Source organism: Tenacibaculum sp. TB-53, from assembly GCF_059716285.2.
The window spans coordinates 1,156,741-1,175,194 of sequence record NZ_CM202790.1 but is presented as its reverse complement, the minus strand read 5'-3'; the positions used below and the strand labels follow the sequence as shown (position 1 = coordinate 1,175,194).

General features: G+C 35.0%; 11 protein-coding genes. 4 read left to right on the top strand and 7 right to left on the bottom strand.

Annotated elements, in window-relative coordinates; translation table 11 throughout:
* Positions 1 to 200 precede the first annotated feature (200 nt).
* From AC3VJB_RS05295 to mnmE, 7 genes are all read right to left on the bottom strand, one after another.
* Positions 201 to 2,018 carry a DUF3987 domain-containing protein gene (locus AC3VJB_RS05295; RefSeq protein ID WP_497666856.1) on the bottom strand — a complete coding sequence of 606 codons (1,818 nt, stop codon included), beginning with the start codon at positions 2,016 to 2,018 and terminating at the stop codon, positions 201 to 203.
* A 3-nt stretch (positions 2,019 to 2,021) separates the two neighbouring features.
* On the bottom strand, positions 2,022 to 2,753 hold the full coding sequence (locus AC3VJB_RS05290) for a BT4734/BF3469 family protein (protein WP_497666855.1): 732 nt from the start codon (positions 2,751 to 2,753) through the stop codon (positions 2,022 to 2,024).
* Positions 2,754 to 2,928: 175 nt separating this feature from the next.
* Positions 2,929 to 3,225 (bottom strand): helix-turn-helix domain-containing protein, encoded by a 297-nt coding sequence (locus AC3VJB_RS05285; RefSeq protein ID WP_497666854.1) that lies wholly within the window; start codon positions 3,223 to 3,225, stop codon positions 2,929 to 2,931.
* Positions 3,222 to 3,521, bottom strand: a complete 300-nt coding sequence (locus AC3VJB_RS05280) for a helix-turn-helix domain-containing protein (RefSeq protein ID WP_497666853.1) — start codon at positions 3,519 to 3,521, stop codon at positions 3,222 to 3,224. Before AC3VJB_RS05280 ends, AC3VJB_RS05285 begins: the two co-directional genes overlap by 4 nt.
* A 230-nt stretch (positions 3,522 to 3,751) precedes the next feature.
* Positions 3,752 to 4,768, bottom strand: a complete 1,017-nt coding sequence (locus AC3VJB_RS05275) for a DUF6617 family protein (RefSeq protein WP_497666852.1) — start codon at positions 4,766 to 4,768, stop codon at positions 3,752 to 3,754.
* Positions 4,765 to 5,859: a phage integrase SAM-like domain-containing protein gene (locus AC3VJB_RS05270; RefSeq protein WP_497666851.1), complete on the bottom strand. Its 1,095-nt coding sequence runs from the start codon at positions 5,857 to 5,859 to the stop codon at positions 4,765 to 4,767. The genes AC3VJB_RS05275 and AC3VJB_RS05270 overlap by 4 nt, the downstream gene beginning before the upstream one ends.
* A 185-nt stretch (positions 5,860 to 6,044) precedes the next feature.
* Positions 6,045 to 7,439, bottom strand: coding sequence for a tRNA uridine-5-carboxymethylaminomethyl(34) synthesis GTPase MnmE (mnmE, locus tag AC3VJB_RS05265; protein WP_159491230.1), 1,395 nt, complete (start codon positions 7,437 to 7,439; stop codon positions 6,045 to 6,047).
* Positions 7,440 to 7,812: 373 nt separating this feature from the next.
* Between mnmE and AC3VJB_RS05260 the strand changes: the two genes are divergently transcribed.
* From AC3VJB_RS05260 to AC3VJB_RS05245, 4 genes are read left to right on the top strand one after another with little or no spacing between them, the layout of a single operon-like run.
* Positions 7,813 to 8,289, top strand: coding sequence for a hypothetical protein (locus tag AC3VJB_RS05260; protein ID WP_073183544.1), 477 nt, complete (start codon positions 7,813 to 7,815; stop codon positions 8,287 to 8,289).
* Between the two features lie 43 nt (positions 8,290 to 8,332).
* Entirely contained in the window at positions 8,333 to 15,592 is a 7,260-nt protein-coding gene (locus AC3VJB_RS05255) for a T9SS type B sorting domain-containing protein (RefSeq protein WP_497666850.1), read from the top strand.
* A gap of 10 nt (positions 15,593 to 15,602) precedes the next feature.
* Positions 15,603 to 16,544 carry a PorP/SprF family type IX secretion system membrane protein gene (locus tag AC3VJB_RS05250; protein WP_159616748.1) on the top strand — a complete coding sequence of 314 codons (942 nt, stop codon included), beginning with the start codon at positions 15,603 to 15,605 and terminating at the stop codon, positions 16,542 to 16,544.
* Positions 16,545 to 16,555: 11 nt separating this feature from the next.
* Positions 16,556 to 18,445 (top strand): OmpA family protein, encoded by a 1,890-nt coding sequence (locus AC3VJB_RS05245; protein WP_437824808.1) that lies wholly within the window; start codon positions 16,556 to 16,558, stop codon positions 18,443 to 18,445.
* Positions 18,446 to 18,454: the final 9 nt, after the last annotated feature.

Below are 18,454 nucleotides of genomic sequence, written 5' to 3'. Positions count from 1 at the left end.
AAACCATTGGTTTCAAAAGGCTAATTGGATTTTTTACACCTTTTATTTTTTTGACTTGTCAAATCTTGTCCAATATAGGAAGAAAAGAGCAAATAATAGGAAAGAAATGTGAGAAATAGTAAACAGATTTTAAACAGAATAGCTGCTCTCTGTGATAGTCTATGTTTTAAGGATTTTAAGGAAATAGAGGAAGCCAAGGATTATAAATCCTTAGCATCCTCAGCATCCTTGTTTTCCTCAATAGAGAGGTTTATATACCTGTCTTGTTGTTCACGATGAATGAGGTTCGATTTTACAAAACTGGTGATATAGCCTTCCGCTGTTTTTGCAGGAATGTTTAGATTCTTGGCTACTTCCAAATATTTCTGTCGGTTGAAGTTTCTTGGTAAGGCGTACAAGAATTTTTCCTTACGGTTCAATCGACTTGGTTTGCTTTCTTCTTGTGGCAGTTCACTAAACACCTTACTGGAATGTTTTACCAATACTTTAATCATAACTAATGACGTTTGAAAATCTCTTTCCTCACAAATGAGCTTATTTGAAGTATCTCCAGTCTCTAAAACTCTCAATGCTGAAAAAAGCATACAGAAACGGAAGGCAATTAAACCTAACCTTCTAATGGTAGCCATATAGTCTAACCCTTGAAGATTGAGGTATTTTACTTGTATCTCGCTAAAAAACTGATTGAATTGCTCTTGTTGGTCTGCGGTTAAGTGAAACTGAAAATCACCATTGCTTTTGAGTAACTTATACAGTTCGTAGAACTGATTGCCTAAGTTTTCAAAGTAATCATCTAAACCGTTATCTGTAGTACTTGCAAATACGTTTTTCCAAACAGGCTTTACATTCATAAAGTAGAAAATAAAGCGGCTGAACAAGCCGTTTTCTGCATTTGGTATGAGTGCCGAAACTTGTTTTGGCGTTCCTGAAAGGACGGTTGAAAGACAAGGACTTTCTATATCTACAAACTCACGGTCGGTTCTGCGATAGTAGGATATAGTTTCGTGGTGGAATGCTTTTCTGAAACCATCACTATAATTTCCGTAATCACTTTTAAAGGCGTGTGCCAAAGTATCACCCTCAGTTTCAAAAATTAAGCCTTTGCCATCACTATCACCCAATAATTGATATGCACCTGTAGAACTGTTATTTGCAGGAATAAAGAGCATTTTTTCAGGTGGTTTCGCTGGTTTTTCTACACCTTCAACTTTGCCTTTGTTAGCGTTGTACTCTGCTAAATCTAATTCATAGTGTTGTTTATGCAATTTGGCTTCTTCACGTAATTCTTTGTGAATAGGATTTACCAACTGGCGACAATGCACCAAACGTCCTTTTCCTGCGGATGCTTGTGCGGTTATGAATAGAAAGAGATTGCTAAACACTTTCTTCCCATCATAGATGCCGAACAGTTTAGGAAAACAAGCACTAATAGCTGCCAATGAGCCCAATAGTAAAATATCTCGTTCTTCATCTGAAGTGGCTACTGCAATTACTTGCTGTAGGTATTCGGGAAGCTCAGGATATAAGGATTTCGGGAATGTTGGCATCATTTCCTTTATCGTTTCTTTTTCCTGATGGTCCTGTTCTGGTGTATTCCTTGATGAATTGTAACTGCTATTGTTCGCCTTATAATCATCAAAAGATTGTGTTACAATAGAAACACCTGCTTGTTTAGCAAGAAAGAAGAAGGTTTTCAAAGAAACGCCTTGACCCTTTGACTTTAGGCAATTGTCGAATTGTTTATCACATTCCTTAGAGTTGTAACCTGAATAATATTGGCTTACTCTATGAAATAGACTTCTACCTGATTCCCCAAATTCATCAGCAAAGGCAAAGCCTATGTTAATCCAATCATTGTAATTAGGTGCAATATCAATATGATTTGCTTCTATGTTTTGAATGACTTTCTCAACTTCTGAATTATCGTCTGTAATTGGCTGGTAGTTCTGTTCTGTATGTTGCTGTTGTTGGTTTGAATTATCCATCCATTCCAACGGATTAAATGTTTTCTTTTCCATTTTCTATAAATATTTTGGATTGATAAATACATTGGGGTCGTGAGGTAAAAAACAAGCTCTTGAAATGTCTTTACCCGAACCATCTACTTCCAAACTGTATGTGTGTTGGATGTAATTGGCAACCGCCTTGAAATAATCTTGATGCTTAACCTTGGTTAACTCAATAGGAATAATCCATTTTAAACCATCACCAGAAGGTGATGTAAATAGAAGCTCCGTTTCAAAGTATTCATCTTTGAGTAGTTCTTCTTTCAGTGTAGAAATATCACTGATGTGGTCAAAGTCAATCGTAAGCAACCCTGAATGCTTTTTGAGGTGTTTGTCATTTCGTTTTGAAAACGCACCAGAAAAGGTGACATAATTGAAATTAAACGCCTTGTATTTTCGGGCTTCCTTAACGTCTTGAATATTGCGAAGTGTACTTGTACACGAAGCAAATTCGTTGCCTTGGATGAGGTTGTAAACCTCTATCAAGGTTATCTCCTTTGTGGGTACTACATTGGTAACAGGCTTTTTGTAATAGCTGAATACTGGCGGTATTGGTTTAGAGATTTCTTCTTGAGGTTCAGTGGTAAATTCTTCCTCTTGATTATAAAATCCGTTTTTCTGACCTATACGCAAATGCAATTCTTCATTCAGCTTATCCAATAATTCCTGACCAGAGAGTTTAAAATGAAGTGCTGCAAAATCAAATACATTGCCCTCTGCAATAGCTTTTTCACTATCTGTATGCACCGCACAATTATCTATTATCTTAACCCATAATGTAGGCTTGCCTGCATTAAATGGGTTTTTAGTGGGTTTACAGTCCCTTCCCGAAAGGGAAAGAACTGTGTCGCCCGGATAGTACTGTCGTAACACAAAGGCATAAATATTTAGGCCGTAATGTGTTTTGCTTAATATGGCTTCTCTATTTACGTCCATCACACTTGAAGTTTGGGTTGTAATAGTTAGCCTGTAAAAGCTCTTCAATATCGGCTACCTTGTAGTAAAACTTACCGTTTACCTTACTGTAAGGAATTGTACCATTAGAACGGTATGTTTGCAGGGTACGAGGGCTAATGTGTAGCATCTGCATTACATCCTGATTGTCTACCCACGCCTTTTTTAGGTATTCAACCTTTGTTGCATTTAGCAATTCAATACGTGTTTTTAAGTCTCTCACTTCTTGAGAGAGTGCCTCCAGTAAATCGATTATTTCAGTCATAGCTTTACTCTCCCTTTTTTAATTAGATAATCTGCTGCTTGTTGCTCTATCTCTTCATTAGAGGCGTTACGGTTTCTCAATAGCCACTGGTCTAATTCTGCACGGTTGAAATAGAGTTTCTTACCGTTAGGTTTGTAGTGTGGAATGTTTCCTGCACTTGTTAGTTTGTACAAATGCGATTGTGATAATTCTAGGTACTTACAAGCTTCATTGAAGTTGAGTACATTCTTTAGTATTAGATTTTGGTCTAATACGTGTTTCTCGATAATTTCAAGTCTTTTTAATATCTCTTCCATTGTATTATGGTTTTGAAAATTTATAAAAGACTTTAGGCCTAAAGTCATATTCGATGTCCGAATACAGTGCTAAAGTAGATTGACTTTAAGGTTGTTATGGGTGCAGAAACAAGGAGCAGTGTAGAGTGCAGAGTGCAGAGTGGGAAAACAAAAGCAAAAACCCTTATCGGATTAGAATAAGGGCTAAATAAAAACTGAAAAAGAATAGGAAGTGTAAAGTGCAGAGTAACCTATTTTAATAGGTTTACGGCATTATCGATTTTGTCACCTGTAAGATTTGGGCGTTTTAATGACCTGAATTTTGAACGGTTGAACGGTTCTTTGTTTTCATCTACAAAGCAAATGCAAGTTACTTGCCATTGCTTTTGTTTTAAATCTTCTACCAGTTGTAAACCTTTGTGAATGCGTTTTACGAAGTAAAAAAGCTCACTGATATTTCCTGTCCAAGTTATAGGTGTATTGATTTTTGTACCTGAGAAAATCTTTTTGAACGTAGCTAAAGGTGTATCAGCACTTATAAAATTGTTGAGTTTTAAACTATCCCATAAATCACCGAGTTTATCGGGATTTGTATTGTACTGTTTGTAAGTGAATGAATTGAACTGAATAGGACTATTCTTAATTTTTGGTTTGGGTTTCCTAATTGGTTCTGGAACAACATCAATAACTTGTAGTTTTTTAATGTGAAGCTGTTCGGGAATAGGTTCATTTAATAATTGGGAGTAGAAGTCCTCCACAATAAAAACATCATCAACCCAATCTTTAAAAGCCTCCTGAATTTCTAAATATAGCTGCATATAGCCAAGTTTGAGCAACTGCATAATATAGGTGTTTGCTTTATGAGTTTGGTCTAATTGATAAGAGGTGTTTTTAGGGTTTATGTACGCAAGTGCATAATCCTTTTTCTTTAAAAGTTCTCCAAGGTCTTTTAAGCGTGATTTTAATCGCTTGTTAAGGGTGTCGTTAAGATAGTAGCGGATTAGGTTCTCGTTTCTATCTTCATCAATGGTTTGGTATATTGTATCGAAATCAGATTTAACGGTATTCAGAATAAGCCTTGAATAGTATTTGGTTTTATTGTTAAATGGTCTGTGAAAATCTATTTGAAACTGCAAAGGTTGTTGAGGTGTGTATTCTTTTATACTTCTGAATTTGGAAGCAAATACATCATCTATACTATTTTGAGGAAGCCAAGGGCGTAACTCAAAATCAAGAATTTTATCTAAAGTGTTGTTTTGTTTGCTCATAAATCGAGTTTAATTCGGTTAGCTGCTTCTTTCTTTTGTTGGTCAATTACCTTAGCGTAAATCTGTGTAGTTTTTAATTCTCTATGACCAAGTAATTTTGAAACTGTATAGATGTCTGTTCCTGCTGAAAGTTGTAATGTTGCGTAGGTATGTCTTGCACAATGAAAGGTTATTGTTTTAGATATTCCTGCTCTCATCATCCATTGCTGTAATTTTACATTGTTCCAAGCTGAGTAACGTAATCCTTTAAAAACTCTTTCGTCTTTGTCCTGACGCTCTCCAAGTAAACCAACTGCTTGTTCTGAAATAGGAAGGGTTTCTGCTCCTTTGGTTTTTTTCTGTCTGAAACGAATGTAGTAGCCCATTTCGTTTGAGTGTTGAACTTCTGACCAAAGCAACTTATTTATATCAGACCAACGCAAACCTGTAAGACAAGAAAATATAAAGGCTGTTTTGATTTGTGGCACTTCACATTCTGCTTTTACTGCTGCTTGTAATTCTTCAAGGGTTAAGAACTCTCGTTGTGGTTCTCCTTGTTTAAAGGTTTCTACACCCTCAGAAGGATTGGATGGTAGAATACCATCTTTAACTGCTTGTTTTAATGCAGCTCTTAATTTGTTGAAGTATGAATACTTTGAGTTTTGAGATAGAGGTAGTTTGCTTGATTTTTTAGCTTCAGTATCAAGGTAATCTTTAAAACCTTGAACAAAGTTTCTATCTACCTCTGCAAAAGTAATATCATTAGGGATGTGTTTTTTAAGATGCTTTAGCATACTATCCCAATTACCGTAATTACCAGAGCTATCTTTTCTCTTATTTGTGAGAAGCTGTATGTAGTTGGTAAAACTGCCTTTTAGTTTTTCGTTATCACGGAAGCCATAAACTCCGTTTTGGATTTCGATTTGTCGCTGTGCTCTAATCGTTTCAGCCAATTGTAGCGTTTTCTTATTAACCTCTCTTTCATCTTTAGTTTTAGGGTTCGGTTCTAAATAGAGTTTTAAATACTCTGTTTTACGTTTCCCTTTGTGATAGTAATCCAAGTATAAACTGGTCTTACCACCTTGATTGCGTTTTCTTAGTGTAACCTTCATATCTCAAAAAGTTTTGCAGTTGTTTCTGTAACAGCAAACTTGTTGTTAGCAACAAAACTTGTTTCTATAACAACAAATTAGAAACGAAAGATACGCAAAAAAGGGCAAATTAGCAACAAGAAAGAGAAGTTATAACCTATTAACCATCAGTAAGAGAAGGGTTTAGCTAAGTAAAGGAAGTGTAGTTACTTCCCAATACAGAAGTTTCCGAAAATGTGACCTAAAATATCCTTATCTACATCATATTCACCAGTAATATTTCCTAAATGACGTAAGCACTCACGAATATCTATGGCAAATAAATCAGAAGAAATATCTAACTCAATACCATTTTTAACAGAATTGATACTTTCCAAAGCTAAAGTCAACGCTTCAAAATGACGAGAGTTAGTAACAATTGTTTCATTATTACTCAAAGCTCCAGTATTGACTAATGAAATAAGTTCTTGTTTTAACTCGTCAACTCCAATATTTTGTTTTGCAGAAAGTAAAATTAAATTTTCAATTTCTGATTGTAAAATAGATGAATCGTGGCATGACAAGGTGTCTATTTTATTGGCGATTACCAATAAACGTTTGTTAGGAAAACGTTGCTTTATAGTCTCAATTTCCTCTAAGAATAAGTCTTTAGAATGTATATACTTATTGGAGTCAATTAAAAATATAATTAATTGTGCGTTTTCTGCTTTTTCATATGCTTTTTTGATACCGATGTTTTCAACAACATCTTCAGTTTCTCTAATTCCAGCGGTATCGATAAAACGAAAAACAACACCATCAATAATTAATTCATCTTCAATAGCATCACGAGTTGTACCAGCAATATCAGATACGATAGCCTTTTCTTCATTAAGCAAAGCATTTAATAGAGTAGACTTTCCAACATTTGGTTCACCAATAATAGCTACAGGTATTCCATTTTTCATAGCATTCCCAAAGGCAAAAGAATCTATTAAACGTTTTAAAACTGCCGATATTTTAGCTACTAATTCTTTAAACTTGGTTCTATCAGCAAACTCTACGTCTTCACCAGAAAAATCGAGTTCTAACTCAATTAAAGCAGCAAAATCAAGTAGTTGTCCTCTTAATTCTTTTAGTTCATTGGTAATTCCTCCACGCATTTGCTGAATTGCCATTTGATGAGAAGCAGCAGAGTTTGAAGCAATCACATCAGCCACAGCTTCCGCTTGCGATAAATCCATTTTACCATTTAAAAAGGCACGCATTGTAAACTCACCGTTATCAGCCATTCTACAACCATTTTGTAAGAAAAGTTGAATGATTTCTTGTTGAATAAAACTAGAACCATGACACGAAATTTCTACTACATCTTCACCTGTATATGAGTGCGGATTTTTAAAAATAGATACTAAAACTTGATCAATAACAACTCCATTATTCACAATATGACCTAAATGTAAGGTATGAGATTTTTGATTTAATAATGATTTATTTTTCTTTACAGAAGAGAAAAATGAATCCACAATTTTTATAGAATTTTCTCCAGAAAGTCTAATAATAGCAATAGCACCAACCCCTGCTGGTGTTGCTAAAGCAATAATTGTATCGTTTTGTATCATATCGCAAAATTACCTAATTTAGTATGAAGTATTATAAAATATCAACAACATATTTTTACTAAACAAGTATGGGGAAAAACCCCTTTTTTAACTTTTCATTTTTTAAACCTGAAAATAAATGCTACTTTTGGTATAACTGTTTTTTAGAACTTAAAAAACGTTAATCCCTCAAAAATAATACTATTCCATTTAGTATTGGCTTCCTCGAAAAATCTTATTGTACATTCTTTATGTGTTATACTTATATAATACTCTGAAATGCGTACCTCTTAATTACCCTGCCCCCAAAATTACAGTTACCCCCACTTTTAAAGTTAGATATACAACTTTTATTGCTTGTATATGTAGTATAATAATTATAAAAACAAATAATATGAGAAAAAATATTATTCAAAAACTACTGTATTTATTCTTTTTAGGTAGCGGTTTAAGTCTTTGTTCACAAAATTTAACAGAGTTATCGGTAGTTTCCTATAGTGATAAACCAGATTATGAAAGAGTGCATGTGCATAAACTAAAGATTAGCAATAATAGCATAGTAGAAAAAGAATATCGTTTTTCCATAAACAATGTACCGTGCAAAAATCAAGAAAAAATAGAAACGATATTAGAGTATTCATTATTAGATGAAAAAAAGAAACCTCTTATAAAAGCATTAAAAGTACTATCTAAAAGAAGTAAAATACTTTATTTAAAAATAACTAAACCATACAATATCAAATTAGGAAGTTGGAATTGTATAGAACTCCTGGTAAATGACCTTCAAGAGCAAGTGTCATTACAGAAAAAAGCTCCCTCTAGCAAGATTAATATAAAAACATATATACCAAATCAGAGTAATGACAATTAGACGATTAGCATAAGATTGTTGTTATTAGAAAAACTTAGAGGACATGAAAAAAATTACTAGTTTTACTTTATTTTTTATAGTGGTTTTTCTCGTTGCTGGCGGAAAATTAGAAGCCCAAATAAAAAAAGGATTCCAACCTAGATTTTCAGAAGCAGTTAAAGGAAATGTAACATTAATAGCAAATAATGTTTTATCAAGAAATAAAACAACGAGCTATATAGGAAGCGACGGAAACCATGACTTTAGTAATAACGTTTTTGTTGATATAGATAGTGATGCAAGTACATTCAATTCAAGTAGCGCAAACTTATCTAACCCAGAGCCAACAGTTAGTTGTTTAAGTATAAAGAAAGCATATTTATACTGGGCAGCAGCTGATAAAGAGGAAGACAATTCTTCAGATGAACCCAATTGGGATTATAATAAAGTAAAATTGCAATTACCAGGAAGTTTAGGTTATACAACTATAACTGCTGATGATGTTATTTATAGAGGAAGAGACGAGATAGGTCACTTTGTTAATGATCCATACATTTGTTTTAAGGATATCACAAGTGAAGTAAAAGCTTTGGCAACACCCTATGGAACTTATCAAGTAGCTAATGTTAGGGCAAAGGAAGGAAGTTTGACTTCACATGGTGGAGGAAATACAGGAACTTCTGGAGGTTGGCAAATAGTATTTGTATATGAAAGCCCTACTTTACCAGCAAAAAATATATCGCTTTTTGATGGTTACGCACATGTTACAAGTAGTGTTAATAATTTTGAAATTGGATTTAGTGGTTTTCAAACAGTACCAACAGGAGATGTAGATGTAGATGTAGTAATAGGTGCCTTAGAAGGAGATAGAGATTTATCAGGAGACAGGTTGCAAATAAAAAATACTAGTAACAATTGGGTAGATTTATCATATAGTTTAAGGAGTTCAAGTAATTTTTTTAATAGTAGAATAGCTAAAAATGGAAGTAACTTTATAGATAGAAATCCAGCTAGTACTAATACTTTAGGATTTGATGCAGATGTATTTGCTCTTAGTAATCCAGGAAATAGTATAATAGCTAACAATCAAACTTCTGCGACAATAAGATTAACATCAAACCAAGAAACATACGGACTCTTTTTAATAGGATTGTCTGTAGATGTTTGGAAACCAGATTTAGCCCCATTAATATTATCAAGCTCAACAAATACTAGTAGTGTAGAAGACACTGTTAGTTTTTCAGTCAATATAGAAAACAATGGTAATGACAATGTAAAAGACTTAACAATAGAAACAACAATACCTCAAGAAGTAGATTTAATAGAACCAATAATAGGGTTACCTTTTGGGGTTACTTATAGCTATAATACAACAACTAGATTATTAACCTTTGATGCTATTGATGGAATTACAGATGTTGGAGATACACCATATAGTTTAAGTTTTCAGGTGAAAGTAAAAGAACAGTGTTATTTTCTAGAAGAAATGTGTTCCGATAAATTTCAAATGCAATTAATAGCAACTTATGCAGGAGAAGAAAATAATAGTACACAAACAACTTTAAGTTCTAAATCAGTTGATTCTTGTGGCATAGGAGATAATTTACCTAATGAGATAAGTATTAACCAACCTGACGAGGCTAATTGGACAACTACAGTTGATTCATTAGATAGAACAGTGTCTTGTGAAGATAGTGTTGCCCTAGCTACAGCGCAATTACTTACCCCAGAAGCAAGTTGTGATTTAACAATAACCAAAATACCTGGAAGTTTTGAGGCTTCAACAACTAATTGTCCTGTTATAGGAACATATACTAATATTTGGACATTTACAGATAGTTGTGGAAGAACAAGTGGACAATTTACCCAAACCATTACGGTAACTGATACTTCAGCACCCGTACTATCAGAAACACCAGCTGATGTAAGTGTCGACTGTGAAGCCATACCAGCAGTACCAATCATTACCGCAACCGATAACTGTGATAGCGTAGTAGATGTAATTTTCACTGAAGTAAGCAATACAGTAGTAGACGGCTGTGGAGAGATTGTACGTCAATGGGAATCAACCGACAACTGTAGCAACACGGTAAGTCATACACAAACCATCACAGTAACCGATACTACAGCACCTGTATTATCAGCAACACCAGCCGATGTAAGTGTCGACTGTGAAGCCATACCATCAGTACCAACTATCACTGCAACCGATAACTGCGATAGCGTAGTAGATGTAGTATTCACAGAAGTAAGCAATACAGTAGTAGACGGCTGTGGAGAGATTGTACGTCAATGGGAATCAACCGACAATTGTGGCAACACGGTAAGTCATACACAAACCATCACGGTAACCGATACCACTGCGCCTGTATTATCAGCAACACCAGCCGATGTAAGTGTCGACTGTGAAGCCATACCATCAGTACCAACTATCACTGCAACCGATAATTGCGATAGCGTAGTAGACGTAGTCTTTACCGAAGTAAGCAATACAGTAGTAGACGGCTGTGGAGAGATTGTACGTCAATGGGAATCAACCGACAACTGTGGTAACACCGTAAGTCATACACAAACCATCACAGTAACCGATACTACAGCACCTGTATTATCAGCAACACCAGCCAATGTAAGTGTCAACTGTGAAGCCATACCAGTAGTACCAACTATTACCGCAACCGATAATTGTGATAGTGTAGTAGATGTAATCTTTACCGAAGTAAACAATACAGTAGTAGATGGCTGTGGAGAGATTGTACGTCAATGGGAATCAACCGACAAATGTGGCAACACGGTAAGTCATACACAAACCATCACGGTAACCGATACCACTGCGCCTGTATTATCAGCAACACCAGCCGATGTAAGTGTGGACTGTGAAGCTATACCAGCAGTACCAACCATTACCGCAACCGATAACTGCCATAGCGTAGTAGATGTAGTCTTTACTGAGGTAAGCAATACGGTAGTAGACGGCTGTGGAGAAATTGTACGTCAATGGGAATCAACCGACAATTGTGGCAACACGGTAAGTCATACACAAACCATCACGGTAACCGATACCACTGCGCCTGTATTATCAGCAACACCAGCCGATGTAAGTGTCGACTGTGAAGCCATACCATTAGTACCAACTATCACTGCAACCGATAATTGCGATAGCGTAGTAGACGTAGTCTTTACCGAAGTAAGCAATACAGTAGTAGACGGCTGTGGAGAGATTGTACGCCAATGGGAATCAACCGACAACTGTGGTAACACGGTAAGTCATACCCAAACCATTACAGTAACCGATACCACTGCGCCTGTATTATCAGCAGAACCTGCTGATGTAAGTGTCGACTGTGAAGCCATACCAGTAGTACCAACTATTACCGCAACCGATAATTGTGATAGTGTAGTAGATGTAATCTTTACCGAAGTAAACAATACAGTAGTAGATGGCTGTGGAGAGATTGTACGTCAATGGGAATCAACCGACAAATGTGGCAACACGGTAAGTCATACACAAACCATCACGGTAACCGATACCACTGTGCCTGTATTATCAGCAACACCAGCCGATGTAAGTGTGGACTGTGAAGCTATACCAGCAGTACCAACCATTACCGCAACCGATAACTGCCATAGCGTAGTAGATGTAGTCTTTACTGAGGTAAGCAATACGGTAGTAGACGGTTGTGGAGAAATTGTACGTCAGTGGGAATCAACCGACAACTGTGGCAACACGGTAAGTCATACACAAACCATTACAGTAACCGATACTACAGCACCCGTATTATCAGCAACACCAGCCGATGTAAGTGTCGACTGTGAAGCTATACCAGCAGTACCAACCATCACTGCAACCGATAATTGTGATAGTGTAGTAGATGTAATCTTTACCGAAGTAAGCAATACGGTAGTAGACGGCTGTGGAGAAATCGTACGTCAATGGGAATCAACCGATAATTGTGGTAACACCGTAAGTCATACCCAAACCATCACGGTAACGGATATTACCAAACCAGATTTTACAGTACCAGTAGATATTACAATTTACAAAGATGATAATTGTACTTATGATGCTAGTATTGGAATCACTGGAGATGTTACCAATGAATCGGACAATTGTGATACAACTTTAGACGCTAGTTATAGTGATGTAGAATCGGCAGGAACCTGTGAAGGAGAAGTAATAGTTACTCGTACATGGAGTCTTACTGATAACTGCGGGAATACAACTGAAAAAGTTCAAACAATAACAGTTAAAGACAATACTGCACCAATTATAGACGAAACAAACAAAAATAATATAGACATAGAATGTGGAGTAGGAGATACAGAAACTACGTTACAAGATTGGTTGAATAGTAATGCAGGAGCTACAGCAACCGATAACTGTAGTACTGTAACATGGACCAATAATTATGGGAATGATACCTCTGTAAAATGTGATGGAAGTTATATCACAGTAACTTTTACAGCAACAGATGCTTGTGGAAACTTTAGTACTACAACAGCAGGATATTTAATTAAAGATGAAACAGCACCCACAATAACTCAGCAGCCATCAGATAAAACTGTAGAGTGTGATGGAGCAGGAAACATAACAGATTTAAATAATTGGTTAGCAACTAATGGAGGAGCGACAGCGACAGATGATTGTAGTATTGTAACATGGAGTAATAATTATACAGCTTTAACATACACCTGTAGTTTTACAGGAGAAGTAGAGGTGGTTTTTACAGCAAAAGATGCTTGTGGAAACACTGTAAATACAACTTCAGCTAAGTTCACTATAGAAGACACAGTAGCACCAGAATTTGTAGAGACTTTACCAGCGGCAGAAATCACCGTAAGTTGTGATAACATTCCAGTAATGGAAACCTTAACAGCAACCGATAATTGTGATGCTTCTGTGACAGTAATTCCAAGTGAAGTAACCAGTGGAGATGACGATGCTTGTGGATCAGAATACTTGATTACAAGAAAGTGGACCGTATCAGATTGTTCAGGAAACACAACAACACATATTCAGGTAATTACAGTAGAAGATACTACAGCGCCAGAGTTTGTAGAGACTTTACCAGCGGCAGAAATTACGGTAAGTTGTGATAACATTCCAGCAATGGAAACCTTAACAGCGACCGATAATTGTGATGCTTCTGTGACAGTAATTCCAAGTGAAGTAACCAGTGGAGATGACGATGCTTGTGGATCAGAATACTTGATTACAAGAAAGTGGACCGTATCAGATTGTTCAGGAAACACAACAACACATATTCAGGTAATTACTGTAGAAGATACAGTAGCACCAGAATTTGTAGAGACTTTACCAGCGGCAGAAATCACTGTAAGTTGTGATAACATTCCAGTGATGGAAACTTTAACAGCGACAGATAATTGTGATGCATCAGTAACGGTAATTCCAAGCGAAGTAACCAGTGGAGATGATGATGCTTGTGGATCAGAATATTTGATTACAAGAAAATGGACAGTATCAGATTGTTCAGGAAACACGACTACCCACATTCAGGTAATTACTGTAGAAGATACAGTAGCGCCAGAATTTGTAGAGACTTTACCAGCGGCAGAAATTACAGTAAGTTGTGATAATATTCCAGTAATGGAAACCTTAACAGCAACCGATAACTGTGATGTTTCTGTGACAGTAATTCCAAGTGAAGTAACCAGTGGAGATGACGATGCTTGTGGATCAGAATATTTGATTACAAGAAAATGGACAGTATCAGATTGTTCAGGAAACACGACTACTCATATCCAAGTAATCGCAGTAGAAGACACAGTAGCACCCGAATTTGTAGAGGAATTACCAGCAGATGCAACAGTAAGTTGTGATACAATTCCAGCAGCAGCGGTATTAACCGCAACAGATAACTGTGATACTTCTGTAACTGTGAATTACTCAGAAGAATTTTCAGGACAAGACGATATATGTGCATCAGAATATACGATTACAAGAACTTGGGCAGTTCAAGATTGTGCAGGTAATAGTACATCACACACTCAAGTAGTAACAGTTGAAGATACTACGGCTCCAGAGTTTGTAGAGGAATTACCAGCAGATGCAACAGTAAGTTGTGATACAATTCCAGCAGCAGCGGTATTAACCGCAACAGATAACTGTGATGCTTCTGTAACTGTGAATTACTCAGAAGAATTTTCAGGACAAGATGATGCATGTGCATCAGAATATACAGTTACAAGAACATGGACAGTAGAAGATTGTGCGGGTAATGAAACTTCGCATACTCAAGTAGTAACTGTTGAAGATACACAAGCACCCGAATTTGTAGAGGAATTACCAGCAGATGTAACAGTAAGTTGTGATACAATTCCAACTGTAGTAATTTTAACAGCAACCGATAATTGTGATATTTCTGTAACTGTGAATTACTCAGAAGAATTTTCAGGACAAGACAATATATGTGCATCAGAGTATACAGTTACAAGAACATGGGCAGTAGAAGATTGTGCGGGTAATGAAGCTTCTCATACTCAAGTAATAACTATTGAAGATAATGAAGCACCACAATTGGTATCAACATTAGAAGACATTATAGTAGAATGTGATACTGTTCCTGATGTTCCAACTTTAGAATTTACAGACAATTGTTCTTCAAATGTAACACAAACTGACTTTGAGGAAACAAGTACGTTTGATGGAAGTGATAGCGATTATACAATTACAAGAACATGGACAGTTACAGATGACTGTGGAAATGTAGCAGACTTTATACAGTATATTACAGTAACTGTAAAAACATCTGTAACAGAAATAGCGGATTCAAGGTGTATTGACGATGGCGAAATTAACTTAAATGATTATTTGGCAAATCAAAGTGAAAACGGAACTTGGGAAGTGACTCAAGGAAGCGTTACAATATCTAATGATGGAAGTTTTGATCCGTCAGGGGTAAGTTTAGGAGATTATGTGTTTACATATACATCATCAAATAGTAGTTGTTTAACAGTAACAGAAGTTACGATTAATATAAACGATGACTGTTTAGTATTACCATGTGGGCAAGAAGATGTGGTAATTTCAAAAGCAGTAACTCCTAATGGAGATTCATGGAATGAGTTTTTCGAAGTTACAGGAGCTGAATCCTGTGGATTTATAGCCAATGTAAAAATATTTAACCGTTGGGGAGCTAGAGTTTTTGAATCTAAAAATTATGTAAATAATTGGAACGGAACTTCAGATGGAGCAACGTTTGGATCAGCAGAAAGATTACCGGCCGGTACATATTACTACATTGTAATATTAGAAAATAGTGGGTTAAAACCATTTACAGGAGCAATTTACTTAGGAACTAAATAATATTATAGCTATGAACCAAAATTACAAGCTATTAAAAGCAACTATTGTACTGTTTTTTGCAACAGTTTTAACAGTTCAATCACAACAGCTACCACAGTTTACTCAATATATGTATAATACAATTTCTATCAACCCTGCATATGCAGGAAGTAGAGAAGTACTGAGTATTGTTGGACTGCATAGAAGTCAGTGGGCAGGATTAGATAGAGCACCAGAAACACAAACCCTATCTATTCACACTCCACTTAGAAATGATAAAATAGGATTAGGATTATCATTTATAAATGATCAATTAGGCTATGAAAATTTCACCTATTTATATGGAGATTTCTCATATACGATTCAGCTTAATGAGGATATAAAATTAGCCTTTGGACTTAAAGCAGGATTTACTCAATACAATATAGATGATGCCTTAATAGCAACTGAAGGATCAGATCCAGGAATTTCAGGGATTCAAAATAGATGGGAACCTAATTTTGGGAGCGGTTTATTATTACATACAAATAAATGGTATGTGGGGTTTTCAGCTCCAAGATTATTAAATATAGATCATAATGATTTGGTTGTTAATGGAATTAATTACGGAATTATAGACAGAGTAAGTTATTATTTAACAGGAGGATATGTTTTTGATTTGAGTGATAATGTAAAGTTTAAGCCAGCGACGTTAATTAAAGCAACGAATGGAGCACCAGTATCATATGACATAACAGCAAACTTCTTATTCAATGAAAAATTTTGGTTAGGAGGTTCTTATAGAATCAATGAAAACACAGGAGCTTTAGGGGCTTTAGTAGATTTTCAAGTTTCTCGTCAGTTCCGAATAGGTTACGCGTACGAGCATCCATTATCAGACATTAATCAATACTCAAATGGTACACATGAAATATTATTAATGTTTGAGTTATTTCCTAAGTCATATAGAACGAAATCTCCTAGATATTTTTAAAAAGGATAGTTATGAAGACAAAAATTACACTGATACTACTTTTTTTATCAAGCTTTGCATTTTCTCAAAGAAAAATAGCAAATAAATTTTATAAAGAATATGCGTATGTAAAAGCAGCTGAATTTTATAAAAAAGCCATAAACGAAGGAGATGATGGGGTGGATATGATAACAAGGTTGGCAGATTGTTATTATAATAACTCAAACTCTAAACAAGCTGCTTATTGGTATGGAGTTGCTTCAAATAGAAAAGAAAACTTAACTGATGATGCTATATATAAGTATGTACAGTCACTTAGAAGTATAGGAGAGTATGACAAAGCAGATAAATGGCTTCAAAAGATATCTGACAAAGCGTTAAAAGTAAAAAATGTTGACTATAATAAATTAAAAACACTTAATAAAGACTCTGTAGTAGTAGCAAACTTAGAAATTAATACTAAAAACTCAGAGTTTGGAACGTATGTAAATGGACAAAAACTATATTTTGCTTCGACAAGAAAAAAAGATGGTGAAATTTATGAATGGAATAACCAACCGTATTTAGACTTATATCAAGCCAAAATTATTAAAAATAAAAAAGATGAAGATAGTATAGTAAGTGTTATTCCTATTGTATCTTCTAAAATTAACACGGGTTTTCATGAATCGAGTGTAGCAATAACTAAAGACGGGAAAACGTTATATTTTACAAGAAATAATTTAAACGAAAAGAAAAAACTAGAGTATAGTAAAAAAGGTACATCACATTTAAAAATATTCAAAGCTACGTTGGTTAATGGGCAATGGGATAATATTGAAGAGTTACCGTTTAATGATAAAATGTATTCTAGTGGACATCCAGCATTGAGTCCGGATGATAAAACATTATATTTTGTATCTGATAGACCAGATAGTTATGGGTTAACGGATATTTATAAAGTAGCTATTTTAGCTAATGGAGAGTATGGAGCACCAATAAACTTAGGAGATAAAATAAATACAAAAGGAAGAGAAATGTTTCCTTTTGTAGCTAAAGATTATACCTTATATTTCTCTTCGGATGGTTATGCAAATTTAGGATTATTAGATATTTTTAAATCTGATTTACTAAAAAATAACTCGTCAGAAGTTATAAATATAGGAGCTCCATTTAATAGTGGATATGATGATTTTGCTTTCTTTTATAATGAAGATGCAAAAACAGGGTACTTTTCTTCTAACCGACCAGGAGGAAAAGGACAGGATGATTTATATAAGTTTAAAACCTTAAAGTGTAAACAATATATAAAAGGGAGAACTTTTGATAAAAGAACAAAAGAAATTTTACCTAACACTTTAGTAGAGCTTATAGACTTTAAAGGAAAAGTTGTAAAAAGGTTCGTAACTCAAGAAGATGCCACTTACGTTTTTGAAGTTGAATGTGAGAAGAAATTTTCTTTAAGAGGAACAAAACTAGATTATAAAGATGACTTCATTAATAATATTGAAACGACAGATGTAAGAGGTATAGAAATAGAGCGTGATTTATATTTAACACCATTAATTATAGGAAACGAAATAGTAATAGATCCTATATTTTTCGATTTTGATAAATGGAATATACGACCAGATGCAGCTTATGAACTAGAGCATATTGTACGAGTAATGAAGAATCATCCAAAAATGATTATTAAAATTGAAGCTCATACAGATAGTAGGGGTAGTGATAAATACAATGAGATTTTATCAGATAGAAGAGCTAAATCTACCAGAGATTATATTTTTTCAAGAGGTATAGCTACCAACAGGATAGAAAGTGCTATTGGTTATGGAGAAAAGCAGTTGGTGAACAAATGTTCTAATGGTGTACCTTGTTCAGATGAAGAGCATCAAGAAAACAGACGCTCAAAATTTATAATTGTTAATGATTATAAAAAATAATATCTAAGA